Raw genomic sequence first — 17090 nt, 5'->3', positions numbered from 1 at the left:
GAGGAGGCACGACGATGTCCGATTCCGCAACACGGTTTTGGGATGGTATCAACATCCCGGCTCCAGGCACCTACCTTCTCGATGAGGCGCACAAGCGAATCGGTTTTGTGGCTCGGCACATGATGGTAAGTCCCGTTCGCGGTGACTTCGGTGAGGCGGCCGCACGAATCATCGTGGGTGAGGATCCGTTGAGTTCCTCGGTGACCGCATCCATCTGGGCGGCGAGCGTGAGCACCGGTAACTCCGACCGGGACGCGCACCTGAGAAGCCCTGACTTCCTTGATGTGGACCGGTATCCCACCCTGGAGTACCGCAGCACGGGTGTCAAATGGCAGGGAAACAACGATCCGATCTTCTTCTGGGCCCGCTTGAGAAATCAACGACTAGGTCGCACGAACGAAGCCTACAGACTCCCGCAACAGTCCAACGGGACCACCGGACGGTTCGTGCTGACCGGGGAGTTGACAATTAAGGGGATAACCCGGCCGGTCGACCTCCAGGTGGATTTTGGTGGCGCCGGCCGCGATCCGTACGGGCAGGACATCTTCGGCTTCAGCGCGACGGCGGAAATCGACCGTGAGGACTATGAGCTGGTCTGGAACGTGGCCCTCGAAAGCGGTGGTGTCCTTGTTGGCAGGAATGTGCGTCTCGAACTTGCCGGCGAAGCGATCCGCCAGTCCTGAGATCGCCTGAGTGGACCTTGATGCTTGGAGTGTCCCCGATCTGCTGCCGCGAGAGTGCTGGCGGTTGCAGTCTCAGCTTGTCACCGGCTGCGGCGAATCGACCCAGCAATCGGTACATCTTCGAGGTACTCGCCCTGTCCGAACCGCTCCGCCTTGCCGAGGGAGCGTCGGCTGTCGACCTGCGGCGGGCGACGGCGGGGAAGGTGTTGGCCTCGGGCCGTCTCATCGGCCGCTATCAGCGACACTGAACCCGCATCGACCGGATCGGCAAGCCGCCGCGCGGCCCGGCGTGTGCCTCGCAACCCATGGGCCGGCGGCCTGCTGGCCGACGATCCGCGCGAGGCGCCGGGTCAGTCCCGCTCGCTGTTGTCGTCGGGGGTCGGCAGGTTCGCCGCGAGCTGGTCGACCGGGGTGAGCACCGCCGTGTACCCGGTGCCGGTGAGTGTGCCGTCCTGGTGCAGTTGGTGGAGCCGGTCGACCAGGCTCGCCACCTCCGCTGCGGCGCTGTCGGCGTTGCCGCGCTTGAGGTCGCGGGCGAGGTTGTCGAGCCGGCGGTTCAGCTCACGCGCGGTACCGCTGTCCAGACCGCCGTCAGCGGCCTGCGCCTTCACAGCGGCACGGGCCGCGGCCAACGTCGCCCCTGTCGTATCACTCGTCGTCGTATCGCTCGGTGTGTCGGTCGGCGCTGTGCTCGACGGGTCGGTCGGTGTGTCACTCGGCGCCGCGCTCGAGGTGTCCGCGGTCGGCAGCGACTGCGTCGTGTCCGCGGGGGTGGGCGCCGCGGCTGGGTGGTCGGACCGGCTCGGGAGGGTCCCGAGCGCGAGCACGACAGTGGCGACGGCGAGCGCGCCGAGCGCCGCCAGCGCGATCCCGGCCGAGCGGCCCCGTCGCCGGGCGGCTGGTGTGGGCGGCTCGCCGAGCATGGGCAGGCTGCGCGTTGCCGGCCGCACCGCGGCGCGGCCGCGGATCGGCGCCTCGCCCCCAAGCGCGGCCGGTCCTTCGCCACGCGCGAAAGCGGCCGGTCCGGCGGCGTGCGCGAGCACAGCCGTTGCGGCCCCACCGGTCCCGCCGGCCAAAGCCGTGCGGACCTGCGCCGCGCTCGCCGGCCGGTCCGTTGCGCGTTTGGCCAGCAGCGCGCCGACCAGCCCGGCGAGTTGTGGCGGCAGGCCGGGCCGCAGGACCGCCACCGGTACCGCTGCCTGGTGCACCTGCTGCAACGCGATCTGCACCGGCGAGTCGGCGATGAACGGCGGGCGGCCGGTGAGCATCGCGTACAGCACGCAGCCCAGCGCGTACAGGTCGGTCCGGGCGTCCACGGGCTCGCCGAGGACCTGTTCCGGCGCCATGTACGAGCTGGTGCCGAGCACGGTGGCGGGGGCGGTCAGCGAGGTCTGCGCCCGGTCGGTGATGCGGGCGATGCCGAAGTCACAGACCTTCACCTGGCCCTCGTCGCCGATGAGGATGTTGGCCGGCTTCACGTCCCGGTGTACCACCCCGGCGTCGTGCGCGGCCGCCAAGGCGTCGCACACCTGCTCGGCGATGCGCACCGCACGCCGCGGATCCAGTGGGCCCGCGGCCAGCTCGTCGGCGAGGCTGTGCCCCTGGACCAGTTCCATCACGAGGTACGGCGTACGGTCGTCGACCCCCACGTCGTACACGGCCACGATGTTCGGGTGCGACAGCCGCGCAGCGGTGTGCGCCTCGCGCTCGAACCGCTCCGGCAGCGACGGATCGGCGCCGCCCTCGTCGTGCAGCATCTTCACGGCCACGGATCGGCCCAGGCGCCCGTCGACGGCCAGCCACACCTCGGCCATGCCGCCCCGGCCGATGACCGATCGCAGCTCGTACCGGCCGTTCAGCAGACGCCCTACCATCGCGCTCAACCATGACACAACCGCCCGGCTCAACCCACGGCGACGTCACGGTACGTCATGGTGGCAGACCGCTCGGTGTCCATCTGCCTCGGCGTCGCGGGCCCACAGTGCCGCGGTCTTGGACCTGCGGCGTATCGGTCGCGGCTGGGTCAAGGACGCCGAGGCCCCGAAGACGCCCGGCGGTAGGCGCATCGTCCTCACCGGCCACCTGCGCCACAGCGAGATCGTCGCGGCAAGCGGCAGAAGGCCCGGCTGCCGTGCGCACCTTGGCAGTTCCGTTTGGGGCTTCACCTGCGGTTATGCAGCCGATATGGTCTTGGGGTCCGCTGCGCCTGGCCGTCTCCGTTCGAGGTGACGACGCGGCGGGCCCGCCGAGTCGTGCTCGCACGAGCCGGGGAACCAAGCACAACTGGGGTGAATCCAAGCGGCCACGCGCCGCGAGGTAGGGCAATCCTCCCGCCCGAATCCGTCAGCTAACTCGGTAGGCGGCATCGGAAGGAGCATCGCGTGCAGACCCTCGCATGTCGCTATACCTCGACCCGCGGCCCCGGAGGCCGGCCGGCACAGCAAAGACGCCGTCTGGTCCGATAACCGTTCCGGCGCGCGTACCGGTCACACCCGCCTGCCCGGCACACCTCCCAACCGTCCCCTGTGGACGGTCGATGGCCCGTGCCCTCGCTCGTGCCGGCCGGAACTCCGGCGCCGCCGTCCGCCGCCCAGCAGCAGGCGCGTGCTGAGCAAGTCTGTCGAGGTAGTTCGTGAAGTACCGCTATCAGCACTGTCCGCCGGTCGTGAGGTCGCCTCATGCCGCCCGATGACACCGACGGGCAGCGACGCGCCGTGCCGCGCCGGCACCTCGCCCGTCACCGGCACCGCTACCGTCGCGGCCGCCACTCGGTGGCCCGCAAGGGGATCGGCGTGTCCTCGGCCGCGGTCATCGTCGCGTTCTCGGCGATCGGTGCGCTGTTCGTATCTGCATCGCCGGTCGACAGACCGGCCACCGTGGTCCAGGTCGACGCCGTGCAGCGGGGCGACAGCGGGCGGGCGGCGTACGCCGAGAACCGAGCATCCCGTGGCGGCGGGCGCACGGGCGACCAGCCGGCGGCTTCGGCTGGCGCGCAACCGAGTCAGTCGCCGGCGCCGAGCGCGACCGCCGCCGCACCGTCAACGGCCGCGCCATCGCCGACCGTCCACACTCCCGTAGGCGGGCTGACCCAGGCGGAGATGAACAACGCCGTTACGATCATCCAGGTCGGGCAGCAGTTGAACCTGCCGCAGCGCGCATTCGTCGTCGCGATCGCCACCGCGCTGCAGGAAAGCCATCTGCACAACCTCGCGAACTCCAACGTTCCGGAGTCGCTCAAACTCCCCAACGAGGGAGTCGGAAGCGACCACGACTCGGTCGGCCTGTTCCAGCAGCGGCCGAACTGGGGCACCGTCGCCCAGCTTATGAATCCGGCCGAGGCGGCACGCCGCTTCTACGCGGCGCTGGTGCAGGTCCAAGGCTGGGAACAGATGGCCGTCACGGTGGCGGCACAGACCGTGCAGGTATCGGCGTTTCCGGACGCCTACGCCCAATGGCAGGCCCTCGCCGGGCAGATCGTGAGCGCTGTCGCGTAGCGCGTGCCCCGCCGGGGCGCTGCGCAACGACATCCCCTCAGCCAAGTACAGCCGGCGGAGTTCCGCCCAGTCTTTTGTCAGCCGGTCGGCCGGATGTTGTTGTTGAGCCGGAAACGGTTGCCGGGATCGAAGTCCCGCTTGACCCGAGCCAGCCGGTTGAGATTCTCGCCGAACGCCGCGCGCCTGCTCGCGCTGTCCAGGTCCGGGTCGCCGTTGAAGTTGAGGTAAATGCCAGCCGCCGAGGGCAGGCCATTCACCTCGTTGAAGGCATCCCGCACCCACCGTACGTCGGCCTCGGTGTCGGCGGCGTCGGTCCAGTTGCCGTCGATGCTCACGATGTACGCCGCGCTCCTGTCGCCGAAGGCGGTGTCATGGATCCCCGGCCGCTGCACGGCGCCCCCCATCTGCGGCACGTGGACCATGGTGCGAGGATGCGGCCGCTCAAGTCCTCGGCGCAGCACCACCTCGAGCACGTCGTCGCCGAGCTCGCGGACGCCCACCGACTTCCAATAGCTGAGCAGCTGCCCCTTCGGGAACATCCAGTCCAAGAGCCGCTGTACGTCCCGGAACGGCATAGGCCCGCTGAGATCGGCGAGTGGCGTACCGAATTCGCCGATCGGTCTGAGGATCTTCATGGCTTCGTCGGGCGGACCCGCGTACACGGCCGCGGCGATGAATACGTCCCGGTCGTGCACCTCCGGCGGTAGCAGCGGCGAGGCCGGCATCGACCAGAACATGGCCCGGCCGGTGACCTCGTCCGGCAGGCCGGTTGTCCAGGCCCGCCAGGCCGGCAGGATCTCCTCAGCATCGGCCGCGGCGTACATCGCCAACCCGAACATGACGGTCGGTCCGACCGGATGCGCATGGAACTCGAAGGCGGTGACAACGCCGAAGTTGCCGCCGCCGCCGCGAAGTGCCCAGAAGAGCTCCTCGTGCTCGGTCCCGCTGGCCCGAAGGAGCGCACCGTCGGCCGTGACGATCTCGGCGGCGGCGAGGTTGTCGCAGCTGAGGCCGTACTTGCGCTGCAACCAGCCGAGTCCACCGCCCAGCGTCAGGCCGGCGACACCGGTCGTCGACACGACGCCGCCGGGAACGGCCAGGCCGAACACCTGGGTCTCCCGGTCGACGTCTCCCCAGGTCGCCCCGCCCTGGACGCGAACGAGCCGTTCGGCGGGGTTCACCCAGACACCCCGCATCGCCGAGAGGTCGATCATCATGGCCTCGTCGCAGGCGCTGTGCCCCGCGATCCCGTGGCCACCGCCTCGCACGGCGACCAGCAGATCGCGTTCGCCCGCGAGGTTCACCGCGTCGATCACGTCCGCCGCTCCCGAGCACCGGGCGATGAGCCCGGGGCGCCGTTTGAACATGCCGTTGTGCACGACACGACTCTCGTCATACCCGGGATCATCCGGTGTGATGAGCCGACCCTGGAAGGCCGCGCGAAGTGCATCGAGCCGCTTGTCGGTGACGGCCGTTTCGCCACCGTTGAGCCTGCGGAGTCGCACCGTCATCGCTGAACCATCACCCGCAATCCGGGCCCTAAACGACCGGGCCCGGGTGACCGCCGTCCCCGCGAGCGTCGCGGCCGGCATCGGCGCCCACGATGTTCGTGCCGCCGACGCCGGCGGCCATCGAGACGACGCTGTGTCGCCGGAAATCCACAGTGGATTCGGCTGTGTTCGCCGCGTGCGACCGGGACGCCTGTACGGCCACCCGAATCCTCGGCAGCGGATGTTCGATCATGGGCGGGTTGATCGAAGTCGTCCCGTGGTCGTCCGGGCGACTGTCCGGGCGACCGGCACACGACTTCGATCACGACGGCGCGGCGAGCGCCGGGTGCCGGGATCTCACGCCGACAACCACACATCCCGGCCCCTCGTTACCTGGAGTCAGGCCGCGGCCGGATTGACGACCGCTTGGATGGCGACGAACGCGGCAACGGCAAACACGAGGTAGGCGAACCCGCGCTGCAACCTGCGGGTCGGCAGACGGTTGGCGATCCGAGCGGCGGCCAGAGAGCCTGTGATGGCGGCGGCGATGAATGCCGCGGTGATGCCGTAGTCGATGGGGGCCTCGCCGGCGTGGGCGGCGAAGCCGGCGGCTGAGTTGATGACGATGATGAGCAGTGAGGTGGCTACGGCGGTGGGCATGGTCAGCCCGAGCAGCAGGATGAGGGCGGGGATGATGAGGAAGCCGCCGCCGACGCCGAACAGACCGGTGAGGAAGCCGACGGCGAGCCCGGCGGCGATGGATTTGGGTAGACAGCCGCGCCAGTTGATGCCGCCGCCGGGCAGGGCGCAGTCGCCGCCGGAGTCGTCGGTGTCGCGCAGCATCCGTAGTCCGGCGGTGATCATGAGGGCGGCGAAGCCGACCAGCACGAAGCGGGGGTCGAGGAGCCGGTTGACGGCGGCGCCGGCAAAGGCCGCTGCGGCGCCGGTGCCGCCGACGATGCCGGCGATGCGCCACTGCACCAGGCCCGCCCGTAGGCGAGGGAGCAGGGCGGTGGCCGACGAGATGCCGACCACGAGCAGCGAGGTGGGCACGGCGGCGGCCAGGGTGAGGCCGGCGCCGTAGACGAGGGCGGGGACGGCGAGGATAGAGCCGCCAGTGCCGAGCAGGCCGAGCAGAATGCCGATGAGAGCGCCGAACCCGATCGCGGCGATCATGCCTGGCCTCGTCCCGGCCGGCCCGCACCGGCTGACCGGGAGCACGTGCTGGGCTGGCATGGCATGGCTCTACCGCCGGTCCGTGACCAGGGCGGTGACGACCTGGTCGAGGCCGGTGCGAGGGCCGCGGTTGTACGGCAGTTTAGCCAGCATCATGCCCATGGCACAGGTGTTGGTCAGCGCGGCGAAGGTGAGGCCGGCACCGACGAGCGCGGCGATCCACTTCAACGGTTCGGCCACAGTGCTGGCGAGCACGGCGAGCAGGACGATGCTGCCGGCGACGAGTCGCACCTGTCGCTCGAGGTCCCACCGTGGGGTGCCAGCCGTTACGGGTGCCTGAGCTGTCTGCCAGGCGGTGATGCCGCCGGCGAGGACCCGCAGGTTCGGCAGGCCCGCGCCGGCGAGGGCTTGTTCGGCCTGGGTGGCACGTTGCCCGGAGCGGCAGACGAGCACGACCTGCTCGTCGAGATGGGCGCGGAGCTCGTCGCGGTGCTCGCGCAGCAGATCCAATGGCACGTTGTAGGAGCCGGGAATGTGCGCGGTCTCGAACTCGGCCGGGGTGCGCACGTCGATCAGCCGGGGCGCGCTGCCGGTGGCGATCAGGTGTTGCAGGGTGGCGACGTCGAGGCTGGCCGGGGTGCCGGTGGGCGTGGTCATACGGTCGGGTGCTCCTGTCAGTTTCCGGGAACGATGAGCAGGCCGGCGTCGGCCGCGGCGGGGTAGGCGTCGTCGATGTGCACGACCTGCCGGCCGGCGCGTTGCAGCAGGCTGGTGGCGGCCGCGGCGCGGTAGCCGGAGCCGCAGTGCACCCACACCGTTCCGGCGGGCACCTCGTTGAGGCGGTGCGGCAGGTCGGGCAGCGGGATATGCACGGCGCCGTCGATGTGGTCGGTGCGCCATTCGTTGGTCATCCGAACGTCGAGCAGCACGTCGACGCCGGGCAGCCTGTGCGGCGGGGAACCGGCGCGGGCGGCGGCCAGGTCGGCGAAGGTCGCCGTGGTGAGTTCGGCCAGGCGGGTTTCGTCGCCGTCAGCCCACTGCTCAGGGCTGCCGGTGGCCGCGGCGGCGGGCCGGTCGATGCCGATGCGGGCGAGTTCGCGTTGCGCGTCGGCGACCTGCCGTTCGCTGTCGCCGAGCAGGGTGATCGGCGCTCCCCATGGCGCCATCCAGCCGAGCCAGGTGGACATGGGGCCGTCGAGGCCGAAGCTCAGGGTGCCCGTCAGGTGGCGGTGCGCGAACGCTTTGCGGGAGCGCAGGTCGACCACCCACTCGCCGTCGGTGATCCGCTGGGCCAGTTCGGCCGGGTCGGCGACGGCGACCGGGGTGAGGTCGATCAGGTCGGCGCCGGCGGCGTTGCGGGCGCCCATGTGCGCGTAGTAGGCCGGGTAGGCGTCGAGGCCCGCGAGGGTCTGTTGGACGAAGTCGTCGGTTTCCAGGCGCAGCGCCGGGTTGGCGGTGCGTTCCCGGCCGATGGTCGACTCTGGGGCGTCGGATTGGGTGGCGGAGCAGAAGCTGCCGAAGCCGTGGGTCGGCCATACCTGTGCGCCGTCGGGCAGCAGGTCGGCCAGCCGGCGCGCGGACGCGTGCTGGTATCCGGCCAGGGTGTGGGCGTGCTGTTTGCCGAGCAGGTCGGTGCGGCCGGTGGTGCCGAACAGCAGGGATCCGCCGGTGAACACGCCGACCGGTCCGTCGCTGCCGTCGAGAATGTAGGACACGTGGTGGAAGGTGTGGCCCGGCGTGGCCACGACCCGCAGCCGCATCCGCGCCGACATGGCGATCTCGTCGCCGTCGGTCACCGGCCGGCGCTCGAAGCCGACGTGGTCGTCGGCGGCGACCAGATAGGTCGCGCCGGTCAACTGGGCGAGGGCGAGGCCGCCGGAGACGTAGTCGTTGTGCAGGTGGGTCTCGGCGACGTGGGTGATGCGGACGGCGAGTTGGCCGGCCAGGGCCAGGATGCGGTCGATGTCGCGTTGCGGGTCGATGACGACCGCCACCTGTCCGTCGTGGGCCAGGTAGCTGCGGTCGCCTAAAGACGAGGTCTGCACGACCTCCACGCTCAAGTCAGTCACTGCTCTGTCTCCTCGTTCGCTTGCGGTTTGTGGTCAGCGGCCGGTCTCGATCGGGTGCCCGGCCTGCCGCCAGGCCTCGGTGCCCCCGGTCAGGGACTGCACACGGGCGCCGGCCGCGGCCAGCATTCGCGCGGCGACCAGGCTGCGGGCGCCGGAGCGGCACACCGTCACCACGTCCTGCCCGGCGTACCGGGCGGCGACCGCGTCCAGGCGGTCGAGAGGCACGTTCACCGCGCCCGGCAGGTGACCATCGGCGTGCTCACCCGGGCTGCGCACATCGAGCAGCACGACGGCACCGCCGTCGCGGCGCAGCTGATCGACCCGGATCTCTCGCACGGTCATCGTTCGACTCCTCACAGCATATACCCCTGGGGGTATGCGATAGACGGACTCCTGCCATGACATTGCCGAGGTCACGCCCTTGGTGGGTGATGGCCTCGAGGTCAGGACAGCGACATGAACAGCTTCTCGAGCTCTTCCTCGCTCATCGGCGGCTCTTCGCCCCGTCCGCGGGCGGCCTGGCATTCCCGCATGCCCGTGGCGATGATCTTGAAGCCCGCCCGGTCAACGGCGCTGGAAACGGCGGCCAACTGGGTGAGGACCCGCTGGCAATCCTCGCCGTTCTCGATCATTGCGATCACCGCGCCGAGCTGCCCCTGCGCACGCTTCAAACGGATCAGCGCATCCTTGAGCAGGACCGGACCCATCTCCATGTGCACCCACCTCCGCAACCAACATACCCCAGGGGGTACCCGGGGCTGCGTTAGCCACGTGCGACCGATGGCTAGGGTCCCCCGACCTTCTGCCGAACGTACCCCCAGGGGTACCTTCGGAGGGTGGCATCGAACCCCGCTGAGCTTGCGCCGGCCGCCACCGACCTGCCCCGGTCTTGATGCCGAGGAACTGCTCGATCCGGGCACGCCACTGCTCGGCCAGCGCCTTGCGGTCGACGAGCACCAGCGTTGCCGCGGCCCGTTCGGCAATGACCGCGCAGGCCATGACGGTCTTGCCCGATCCGGGCGGGGCGACGAGGACACCGTCGTCATGCGCGAGCAACGCGCCGACCGCCGTGCTCTGCGTGGCATCGAGCTCTGCGGTGCAGGTGACGTCGATCTCGCGGCCTGGGGTTCGTACGTCCACGATGGCCAGGCGTGAGCCGGCCCGTTCGACGATCCCCTCGACGGCGTGCCGCAGCCCGCGGGGAAGGGTCAGGCGATCGTCGACGGTGAGGTCGTACCCGCGGACGAACCGTGGCGTGTCCCAGGTGGATTTGCGCAACCGTTGCAGCTCGTAGAACTTCGGGTTGGCCATGGAAGCGGCGTGCTTGAACGTCGACAGAGCTGCGGGAGTCAGCTGGGTCGCGTCCAGGCTCAGCGCGGCGCCGAGCTCGGCGTGCACCACGACAGGTAGCGGCGGATGGACCCGAGTCGCGTCAGAGATCGCCCCGGACCAGGTGCGTCAGGCCGGAATCCGCAGCGGTGTGGCGCCGCCGATGCCGATGAAGTCGAGGCCCGGGTTGCCGCTGGCGAACGCCTGCGTCGCCTGCGCTCGCCAGGCGGCCCGGCGGGCGGGGTCGTGCCCGAGCCGCCAGAGCAGGTCCAGCAGCAGTACCGGCAGCAGCCGCGGCGAGGCGACCAGCTCGTCGACGGTGCCGAAGGCCGTCTGGGCGGCGAGGTGGCCGACCCGGCGTGCCGTGGTCGCCCGCGAATTGCGCCTGCCCTCGGCGCCGAACAGGTACTCCCTCATCGGGACCCAGCGGGGCGACCGGGTCACCCGCGGCGGCAGCGGCTCGAGCGCGTGCGAGGCGGCCTGCAGTACCGAACCAAGCACCACCCACGCCAGCGGCTGCGCCAGGAGCGCCGACCCGGCGATCGTGTGCGGCCGCAGCGCGTAGGCGGCGTTGGCGAGGGCGTACACGGCCGCGACCAGCAGCACGCCGCTCGCGCCCCACAGCGGGTCGCGCTCTTTGATCGCCCACCACAGCCACCAGGCCGACAGCCCCGCCGCGGCCGGCAGTGACGCGTTGACCGGCAGCGACCCGAGCGGCAGCGCGCAGCACGCCGCGAGCATCGAGGCCACGATGAGCGGCATGCAAACCGCGTGCCCGATCTTGGCCAGCCGGGTCCGGTGGAAGATCAGGTTGAGATACGCCTGGTACCGCAGGTTCAGCACCGTGATGTTCGTGCTGGGCGTGACGGTGGCGATGGCCCACCAGCGCGCGAGCCGGCTGCCGCCCTCCACGGCCGGCGCGAACAGCGTGGGTGCGTGACGGAGCCAGAACAACTGACCGCGGCTTGGTGGCACCCATATCTCCGCGGCCACCCCGTCGACGCGATGCAGGTACCGATCGATCGAAGCGTCCATTCGGGGCTCCCAGCCACTCGCCGTGTGCTGAGTCTGGCACGAGGGCGGGCGGGACCACCCGTGCACGGCGTGCCGGTTCCGGCAACCCCCGAGGATTGACAGGCGTTGTCGAGGGTGGGCGCGGATGTCACGGAGTGCGGATTGGCGCCGTACGACGGAAATCCGTCAGGTAAACAACCTTCACCGGGGCAGGCGCTTTCTGAGGGACTCGCGCAGGTCGTCGGGCAGGCCTTCGGTCTCGATCAGTTCGGGCAGTAGTTCCGGGGCGGTCGTGTACGCCCGGAAGGCCTGCGCGATCGTCACCCCGTGCGCCGGACGATCTTCGACCGTCACCGGATCGCCGGCCCATATCGCGCCCGGTTCCACAACGCGCAGGTACGCGCCCGGGCGGTTGGCTCGGGTGAAGGTTTTCACCCAGCGGGGCTCGCCCATTTTGTGCTGGAACGTTGCGCATGGAATGCGGCCGAAGGTTGGCTGCAGGATCAGGGTCGGGCCGATGCGCCAGCGTTCGCCGATCACCGCGCCGTTCACGTCCAGGTCCTCGGTGGTCAGGTTTTCGCCGAAGATGCCGTTCGGCAGGCGGCGGCTCAGGCGAGCCTGCCACCAGTCGTAGTCCTCGCGCGCGTACGCGTAGACGGCCTGGTCGTCGCCGCCGTGGTTCTGTACGTCGAAGATCTGGTCGCCGATCAGGCCGCTGTGCAGGCCGGTTGTCTTCGGGCCCGGGGCGCGTACCTCGACCAGGCGGTCGACCGGCTGTTTGTTGATGCCGGTGATGCCTACGCGCTTGGCCGGGTTGGGCTCCGGGACCGCCAGGTTTACCGAAACAATCCTGCTCACGTCCGCAAACCTAACCGCCCACGTCGATACTCGCCGCACAATTTCGGGCGACCCGTAGGCGGGCTCCGGGTGCGATGCCAGGGGCGGGCCGGGGTCTGTCCCCGATGCCCGCGGACCGCTCGGCGCCCATGATTAATGCATCAGATGTGGTACCTCGACAAGGGAGCGCGGAAAAATGGAAACCGTCTACGGCTCGATGCGGCAGTACGGCCTGGTTCGTCCGACGCACGGCCGGGTGCTCGGCGGTGTTGTCGCCGGGCTCGGACGACGGTTCGGGATCGACCCCTGGCCGGCTCGGCTGCTGTTCGCGCTGATCCTGCTCGCCATTCCCGGCACGCAGATCCTGATTTACCCGGTGCTCTGGATTCTCATGCCGGCCGAGACCGTGGCGACGCCGGTCACGCCGATCGTTCCGGAAGCGCCGATCGCGTAAGGCTCGATGTAAACGAAACGCCCCGGGCGCCATCGTCCGGGGCGTCGGCGTACGTTGCGTTCGTGTACCCGTTCGCCATCGATCTCGGCACCTCCAATACCGTCGCCGTGCTCCGCGGGGCCGACGGGCAGGTTCGTCCGCTGCTGTTCGACGGCCGGGAACAGTTGCCGTCGGCCGTGTACGCCGGCGCGGACGGGGCGTTGATCGCGGGCAACGACGCGGAGCGGCTCGCGCGCGCCGATCCGGCGGCGTTCGAGCCGAATCCGAAGCGGCGGGTCGACGACGGGACGGTGCTGCTGGGCTCGCACACGGTTGCCGTTCCCGACTTGTTGGCCGCGGTACTGCTGGCGGTCGTCGAGCGGGTCGGGCCGGCCGGGCCGGCGGTGCTGACCGTTCCGAGTACGTGGGCCGCGTCGCGGCGCGCGGTGCTCACCGCGGCCGCCGAGCGGGCCGGGCTCGGCGCGGTGACGCTGGTCAGCGAGCCGATCGCGGCCGCCGTCTACTACGCGTCGGTACTGCACCAGGAGCTCCCGCCGCACGGCGCGCTGCTCGTCGTCGACGTCGGCGCGGGTACTGCGGACGTTGCGCTGGTCGAGCTTGCCGCCCGCTCCGTTGTCGCGCAGCGCGGGCTCGACGTCGGTGGCCTGGACGTCGATGCGGCGCTGGTCGGCCTTCTCGGCCGGCTGGTGTCCGGCGCGGCGCCCGAGGCGTGGCAGCGGCTCGCGGTGCCGGTGACGAACGCGGATCGGCGCGACCGTCTCATGCTGTGGCAGGAGGTGCGCGCGGCCAAGGAGAGTCTCTCCCGGCTCAGCGTCGCGCCGGTGCACGTGCCCGGGTACGCGGCCGATCTGCACCTGACCCGCGACGAGCTCGAGGCCGTGGCGACGCCGCTGCTGGCCCCGGTCGTCGACGTCGCCGCCGAGCTGGTGGCGGAGGCGGGGCTGGGCCCGCACGAGCTGGCCGGCGTCTTCCTGGTCGGGGGCGGCAGCCGGATGCCGCTGCTCGGGCGGCTGTTGCACGCCCGCCTCGGGGTGGCGCCCACTGTGGCCGAGCGGCCCGAGACGGTGGCCGCCGAGGGGGCGATACATGTTCCGGCGGCGGCCGCGTCCGGCGAGCGGGTGACGACGGCATCCGGCTCGACGACCTTGCGGCGGAGGTGGCTCAGCCCAGTCACGCTGGTGCTGGCGCTGCTGTGTTTCGTGCTGCCGTTCGCCACCGTCTCCTGCGGGCTGCCGGACGGCTACGGGCACGCCCGGCCGGGCGGGACGACGAAGTACAACGGGCTCGACCTCGCGCTGGGCGGCCGGCCCGACGTGGCGGCCGATCAGCTGCGGCCGGCCGGCGAGTGGCGGGAGGACCGGCTCGGGCCGCAACCGTTGTACGTGGGCGCGCTGGTCGTGGTCGGCGTTGCGCTGGTCGCGGCGCTGATGCTGGCCCGGCCGCGGCGCCGCCGGGCGGTCGTGGCGGGGCTGGGGGCGCTGGCCGGGCTGTCGCTGGTCGCCGGGCAGGCGCTGGTGGTGAGCCGGCTCGCCGAGCGGGTTCGGGAGCAGAGCGCGGTGCCCGCCGGGAAGGATGCGCGCGACTTCGTGGGGACGGGCGCCGGCTTCTGGCTGACGCTCGTGCTGCTCGCACTGCTGCTGGGGGGCAATCTGGCCGCGCTGCTCCCGTGGCGCCGGGCGGCCGGGCCGGGCAAACAGTATGGACGATCTATGTAACACTCCCGGGGTGACGCTGCCTCCTCCGCCGGGTCCCTTCGGCTACCCCGGCGCCCCGCCACCGCAGCCGAAGAGCAACACGGGGCTCATCATCGGCGTGATCGGGGGACTGCTCGCGCTGTGCCTGGTCGGCGTCTGCGTGGCCGGGGTGGGCTTCTTCTACTTCAAGGACAAGAGCCACTCGGAGGCGGAGGGCCAGTCGCCCGTGTCGGTCGCGACCCGTGATCCCTATCCGACCGACACCTACACAGCGCCGGCCGTTGTACCGACGACGCGCGCCGCTCCGCCGCCGGCGCCGGTCAGCGTCGGGGACTGCATCGCCCTCGACTCGGTCGGAACCTTTGAGGGGCGGGGGAACTGCAACGGCTCCAGCGGCACCTACCGGGTTCTGTCCGTCGACTACTCGGGCCACACCTGCTCCGATCCCGAGTCGCCCTACATCACCGAGTCCGGCTACCGGCTCTGCCTGGAGCTGTACCTGGTGCGCAACTACTGCTACCAGTTCCCGAGCGGGCCCGGCTGGGTCGTCGCCGCCTCGGCGTGCAAGGCGAAGGGCACGGTCCACATCGTCGACATCGTGCCCGGCGGGACCAACGGCAACAACTGCACGCGGGACTACAAATGGAACCGGTGGTATTCGTTCACGCACCCGACGGTCGTTTATTGCGTCATGCAGTACTGAACGACCGATGACAAACGACACCCTGGGGAACGGCGGCTCCATGGGATCGTGGAAACCGTGGATGTCGAAGAACAACAGGTCCGGCTGCGGCCGCCGGCGCATCGGGTAAGCCCGCGGGCGGTTTGGTACTGGGCCACGAAAGCCGCGGTGCTGTGGGTGGTGCTCGTCGCGCCCCAGGTGATCTGGTACCTCAACGACGACGGGCCGGTCACGCCGCACGTCGCCGTCGCGGTGGCCTGGCTGGTGCTCGCGGCCGCGCACCTGGCGATCATGCCGCGCTGGCGCTATCGGGTGCACCGCTGGGAGGCGACCGACACCGCCGTCTACACCCAGACCGGCTGGATCAGCGTGGAGCGGCGGATCGCGCCGATCTCCCGGGTGCAGACGGTCGACAGCGAGCGCGGGCCCATCGAGCGGCTCTTCCGGCTCGCCAACGTCACAGTCACCACCGCCTCCGCCGCCGGGCCGATCAAGATCCATGGGCTGGCCGCCGCCGACACCGACCGCCTCGTGTCCGACCTGACGACCCGCGTCGCCAAGAGCACCGGGGATGCCACGTGACCTCCGTCGACACGATCGCCACGACCGAGCAGACCAGCCTCGACGGCAAGGAGGGCTGGCGCCGGCTGAGCCCGCGGATGCTCCTGGTCCATCCGGTGCAGGAGGCCATCCGCCTGCTGCCGGCGATCGCCGGGCTGATCTTCGCCAGCCTGCAGGGCGGCCGGCACGGCTACTGGGGCCTGCTCGCCGGGGCCGTGGCCATGGGGCTGGGGATTCTGCGGTACTTCACCACCTCGTACCGGATCACCGCGACCCACGTGCAGGTGCGCCGCGGCTTCTTCCGCCGCCGGGTGCTTACCGTGCCGCGCGACCGGGTGCGCACCGTCGACGTCAGCGCCCACCTGCTGCACCGGCTGCTCGGGCTGGCCCGGGTGACCGTCGGCACCGGTCAGACCGACAAGCGCAACGAGGGCGTCAAGCTCGACGGGGTCGGCGCCGCCGCGGCCGAGAACCTCCACCGCGAGCTGCTGCACCACACCGCCGCGCCCGCGACGGCGGCGACCGCCGAGGCCGGCCCGGAGAAGGCCGACCCGGAGATCGAGCTGGCCCGGCTCGACCCGGCGTGGGTGCGCTACGGGCCGTTCACACTGTCGGGGCTGGTCGCGATCGGCGTGCTGGTGGCCTTCGGGCAGCGTTTCGTGAACGAGGGCCACGTCAACGTGACCCAGATCGGGGTTGTGCGGCGCGGCATCGATCAGCTGTCGTCGGTACCGCTGCCGCTTGCGATTTTGGAGGTCTTTGCCACCACCGTGGTGTTCGTGGCGATCGCGTCCACGGTCGGTTATGTGCTCGCGTTCTGGGGCTTCCGGCTCACCCGCCACCCGAGCGGGACCCTGCACGTCCGGCGCGGCCTGATCACCACCCGGTCCACCACGATCGAGGAGCGCCGGCTGCGCGGCGTGGAGGTCAGCGAGCCGCTGCTGCTGCGTACCGTGCGCGGCGCGCGGGTGCTGGGGATCGCGACCGGGCTGCGGGTCGGTCGCGGGGCCGAGCGGGGCGGCTCGCTGCTGCTGCCGCCCGCCCCGCGCGCGGAGGCGGACCGGGTGGCCGCGCTCGTGCTCGGGGACTCGGCGGCGATCACCGCGCCGCTCACGCCGCACGGCCCGCGGGCGCGGCGCCGGCGGTACACCCGAGCCTTGCTCTTCGCTTCTTTGATCGTTGTCGCCGGTGTGCTGCTCGGGTGGTCCGGCCGGCTGCCGTGGTGGGCGGTGGTGGCGTCGCTGGCGCTGTTGCCGATCGCCGTGCTGCTGGCCGCCGACCGCTCCGCCAGCCTCGGTCATGCGATCGCGGACGGGGCCCTGATCAGCCGGTACGGCAGCGTGGTGCGCCGGCGCGCGATCCTGCGCACCGACGCTGTCATCGGCTGGAACATCCGCGAGACGTTCTTCCAGCGCCGGGCCGGCCTGGCCACGCTGGTCGCGACGACGGCGGGCGGCAATCAGCGGTACCCGGTGCTCGACGTGCCCGCCGACGAGGCGCTGCGGCTGGCGCGGGCCGCGGTCCCGGGCCTGCTGGAGCAGTTCGTCGTCGCCGAATAGTTGACTCTGACTAGTTGGTAGTGAATAGTTGGAGTCAACCAGTACGGC

Annotated in this window: 17 protein-coding genes and 1 riboswitch; of the genes, 7 read left to right on the top strand and 10 right to left on the bottom strand. The window is 70.9% G+C overall.

All coding sequences use genetic code 11. The features are described from left to right. Nucleotides 1-14: 14 nt before the first annotated feature. Nucleotides 15-683 carry a YceI family protein gene (locus AB0B76_RS00735; protein ID WP_360367113.1) on the top strand — a complete coding sequence of 223 codons (669 nt, stop codon included), beginning with the start codon at nt 15-17 and terminating at the stop codon, nt 681-683. Between the two features lie 350 nt (nt 684-1033). Here the strand turns inward: AB0B76_RS00735 and AB0B76_RS00730 are convergent, their stop codons facing one another. After that, the gene (locus AB0B76_RS00730; protein WP_360367111.1) at nt 1034-2557 is read right to left on the bottom strand and encodes a protein kinase; all 1524 of its coding nucleotides are present in this window, start codon (nt 2555-2557) and stop codon (nt 1034-1036) included. A 359-nt stretch (nt 2558-2916) separates the two neighbouring features. Further along, nucleotides 2917-3060, top strand: a riboswitch (cyclic di-AMP (ydaO/yuaA leader). A gap of 301 nt (nt 3061-3361) precedes the next feature. Here AB0B76_RS00730 and AB0B76_RS00725 point away from each other — a divergent pair. Continuing rightward, nucleotides 3362-4177, top strand: a complete 816-nt coding sequence (locus AB0B76_RS00725; RefSeq protein WP_360367108.1) for a hypothetical protein — start codon at nt 3362-3364, stop codon at nt 4175-4177. 77 nt (nt 4178-4254) lie between these two features. On the opposite strand, the gene AB0B76_RS00720 is transcribed toward AB0B76_RS00725, so the two are convergent. The 9 genes from AB0B76_RS00720 to AB0B76_RS00680 all read right to left on the bottom strand — a co-directional run bounded on the left by AB0B76_RS00720 (nt 4255) and on the right by AB0B76_RS00680 (nt 12113). After that, complete coding sequence (locus AB0B76_RS00720) at nt 4255-5688, bottom strand: FAD-binding oxidoreductase (protein WP_360367105.1); 1434 nt, start codon at nt 5686-5688, stop codon at nt 4255-4257. 378 nt (nt 5689-6066) lie between these two features. Next, nucleotides 6067-6843 carry a sulfite exporter TauE/SafE family protein gene (locus tag AB0B76_RS00715; protein ID WP_360367102.1) on the bottom strand — a complete coding sequence of 259 codons (777 nt, stop codon included), beginning with the start codon at nt 6841-6843 and terminating at the stop codon, nt 6067-6069. Between the two features lie 69 nt (nt 6844-6912). After that, a complete protein-coding gene (locus tag AB0B76_RS00710) occupies nt 6913-7500 on the bottom strand; it encodes a rhodanese-like domain-containing protein (RefSeq protein WP_360367099.1) in 588 nt (195 codons plus the stop codon). A 17-nt stretch (nt 7501-7517) separates the two neighbouring features. After that, nucleotides 7518-8912, bottom strand: a complete 1395-nt coding sequence (locus AB0B76_RS00705) for an MBL fold metallo-hydrolase (RefSeq protein WP_360367097.1) — start codon at nt 8910-8912, stop codon at nt 7518-7520. A 33-nt stretch (nt 8913-8945) separates the two neighbouring features. Continuing rightward, nucleotides 8946-9254: a rhodanese-like domain-containing protein gene (locus AB0B76_RS00700; RefSeq protein WP_360367095.1), complete on the bottom strand. Its 309-nt coding sequence runs from the start codon at nt 9252-9254 to the stop codon at nt 8946-8948. Nucleotides 9255-9355: 101 nt separating this feature from the next. Then, nucleotides 9356-9589: a metal-sensitive transcriptional regulator gene (locus AB0B76_RS00695; RefSeq protein WP_360368656.1), complete on the bottom strand. Its 234-nt coding sequence runs from the start codon at nt 9587-9589 to the stop codon at nt 9356-9358. Beyond that, the gene (locus tag AB0B76_RS00690; RefSeq protein WP_360368653.1) at nt 9477-10223 is read right to left on the bottom strand and encodes a DEAD/DEAH box helicase family protein; all 747 of its coding nucleotides are present in this window, start codon (nt 10221-10223) and stop codon (nt 9477-9479) included. Before AB0B76_RS00690 ends, AB0B76_RS00695 begins: the two co-directional genes overlap by 113 nt. 147 nt (nt 10224-10370) lie before the next feature. After that, nucleotides 10371-11276, bottom strand: a complete 906-nt coding sequence (locus AB0B76_RS00685) for a hypothetical protein (RefSeq protein WP_360367092.1) — start codon at nt 11274-11276, stop codon at nt 10371-10373. Between the two features lie 180 nt (nt 11277-11456). Then, nucleotides 11457-12113 (bottom strand): MOSC domain-containing protein, encoded by a 657-nt coding sequence (locus AB0B76_RS00680; RefSeq protein WP_360368650.1) that lies wholly within the window; start codon nt 12111-12113, stop codon nt 11457-11459. Between the two features lie 196 nt (nt 12114-12309). On the opposite strand from AB0B76_RS00680, the gene AB0B76_RS00675 reads away from it, so the two are divergent. From AB0B76_RS00675 to AB0B76_RS00655, 5 genes are all read left to right on the top strand, one after another. After that, complete coding sequence (locus tag AB0B76_RS00675) at nt 12310-12546, top strand: PspC domain-containing protein (RefSeq protein WP_360367089.1); 237 nt, start codon at nt 12310-12312, stop codon at nt 12544-12546. Between the two features lie 62 nt (nt 12547-12608). Further along, nucleotides 12609-14261, top strand: coding sequence for an Hsp70 family protein (locus AB0B76_RS00670; RefSeq protein ID WP_360367086.1), 1653 nt, complete (start codon nt 12609-12611; stop codon nt 14259-14261). A gap of 10 nt (nt 14262-14271) precedes the next feature. After that, nucleotides 14272-14943: a hypothetical protein gene (locus tag AB0B76_RS00665; protein WP_360367083.1), complete on the top strand. Its 672-nt coding sequence runs from the start codon at nt 14272-14274 to the stop codon at nt 14941-14943. 57 nt (nt 14944-15000) lie between these two features. Then, complete coding sequence (locus AB0B76_RS00660) at nt 15001-15504, top strand: PH domain-containing protein (RefSeq protein WP_360367080.1); 504 nt, start codon at nt 15001-15003, stop codon at nt 15502-15504. Continuing rightward, complete coding sequence (locus tag AB0B76_RS00655; RefSeq protein ID WP_360367077.1) at nt 15501-17042, top strand: PH domain-containing protein; 1542 nt, start codon at nt 15501-15503, stop codon at nt 17040-17042. Before AB0B76_RS00660 ends, AB0B76_RS00655 begins: the two co-directional genes overlap by 4 nt. The last annotated feature ends 48 nt before the right edge of the window (nt 17043-17090 follow it).

The organism is Dactylosporangium sp. NPDC049140, from assembly GCF_040648435.1.
This window is presented reverse-complemented; position numbering and strand designations above follow the sequence as displayed.

What these genes read in the sequence shown, in the direction of transcription:
- AB0B76_RS00735 (WP_360367113.1), top strand. Translation starts at nt 15, where the DNA reads ATGTCCGATTCCGCAACACGGTTTTGGGATGGTATCAACATCCCGGCT.
- AB0B76_RS00730 (WP_360367111.1), bottom strand. Translation starts at nt 2,557, where the DNA reads ATGGTAGGGCGTCTGCTGAACGGCCGGTACGAGCTGCGATCGGTCATC.
- AB0B76_RS00725 (WP_360367108.1), top strand. Translation starts at nt 3,362, where the DNA reads ATGCCGCCCGATGACACCGACGGGCAGCGACGCGCCGTGCCGCGCCGG.
- AB0B76_RS00720 (WP_360367105.1), bottom strand. Translation starts at nt 5,688, where the DNA reads ATGACGGTGCGACTCCGCAGGCTCAACGGTGGCGAAACGGCCGTCACC.
- AB0B76_RS00715 (WP_360367102.1), bottom strand. Translation starts at nt 6,843, where the DNA reads ATGATCGCCGCGATCGGGTTCGGCGCTCTCATCGGCATTCTGCTCGGC.
- AB0B76_RS00710 (WP_360367099.1), bottom strand. Translation starts at nt 7,500, where the DNA reads ATGACCACGCCCACCGGCACCCCGGCCAGCCTCGACGTCGCCACCCTG.
- AB0B76_RS00700 (WP_360367095.1), bottom strand. Translation starts at nt 9,254, where the DNA reads ATGACCGTGCGAGAGATCCGGGTCGATCAGCTGCGCCGCGACGGCGGT.
- AB0B76_RS00690 (WP_360368653.1), bottom strand. Translation starts at nt 10,223, where the DNA reads ATGGCCAACCCGAAGTTCTACGAGCTGCAACGGTTGCGCAAATCCACC.
- AB0B76_RS00685 (WP_360367092.1), bottom strand. Translation starts at nt 11,276, where the DNA reads ATGGACGCTTCGATCGATCGGTACCTGCATCGCGTCGACGGGGTGGCC.
- AB0B76_RS00675 (WP_360367089.1), top strand. Translation starts at nt 12,310, where the DNA reads ATGCGGCAGTACGGCCTGGTTCGTCCGACGCACGGCCGGGTGCTCGGC.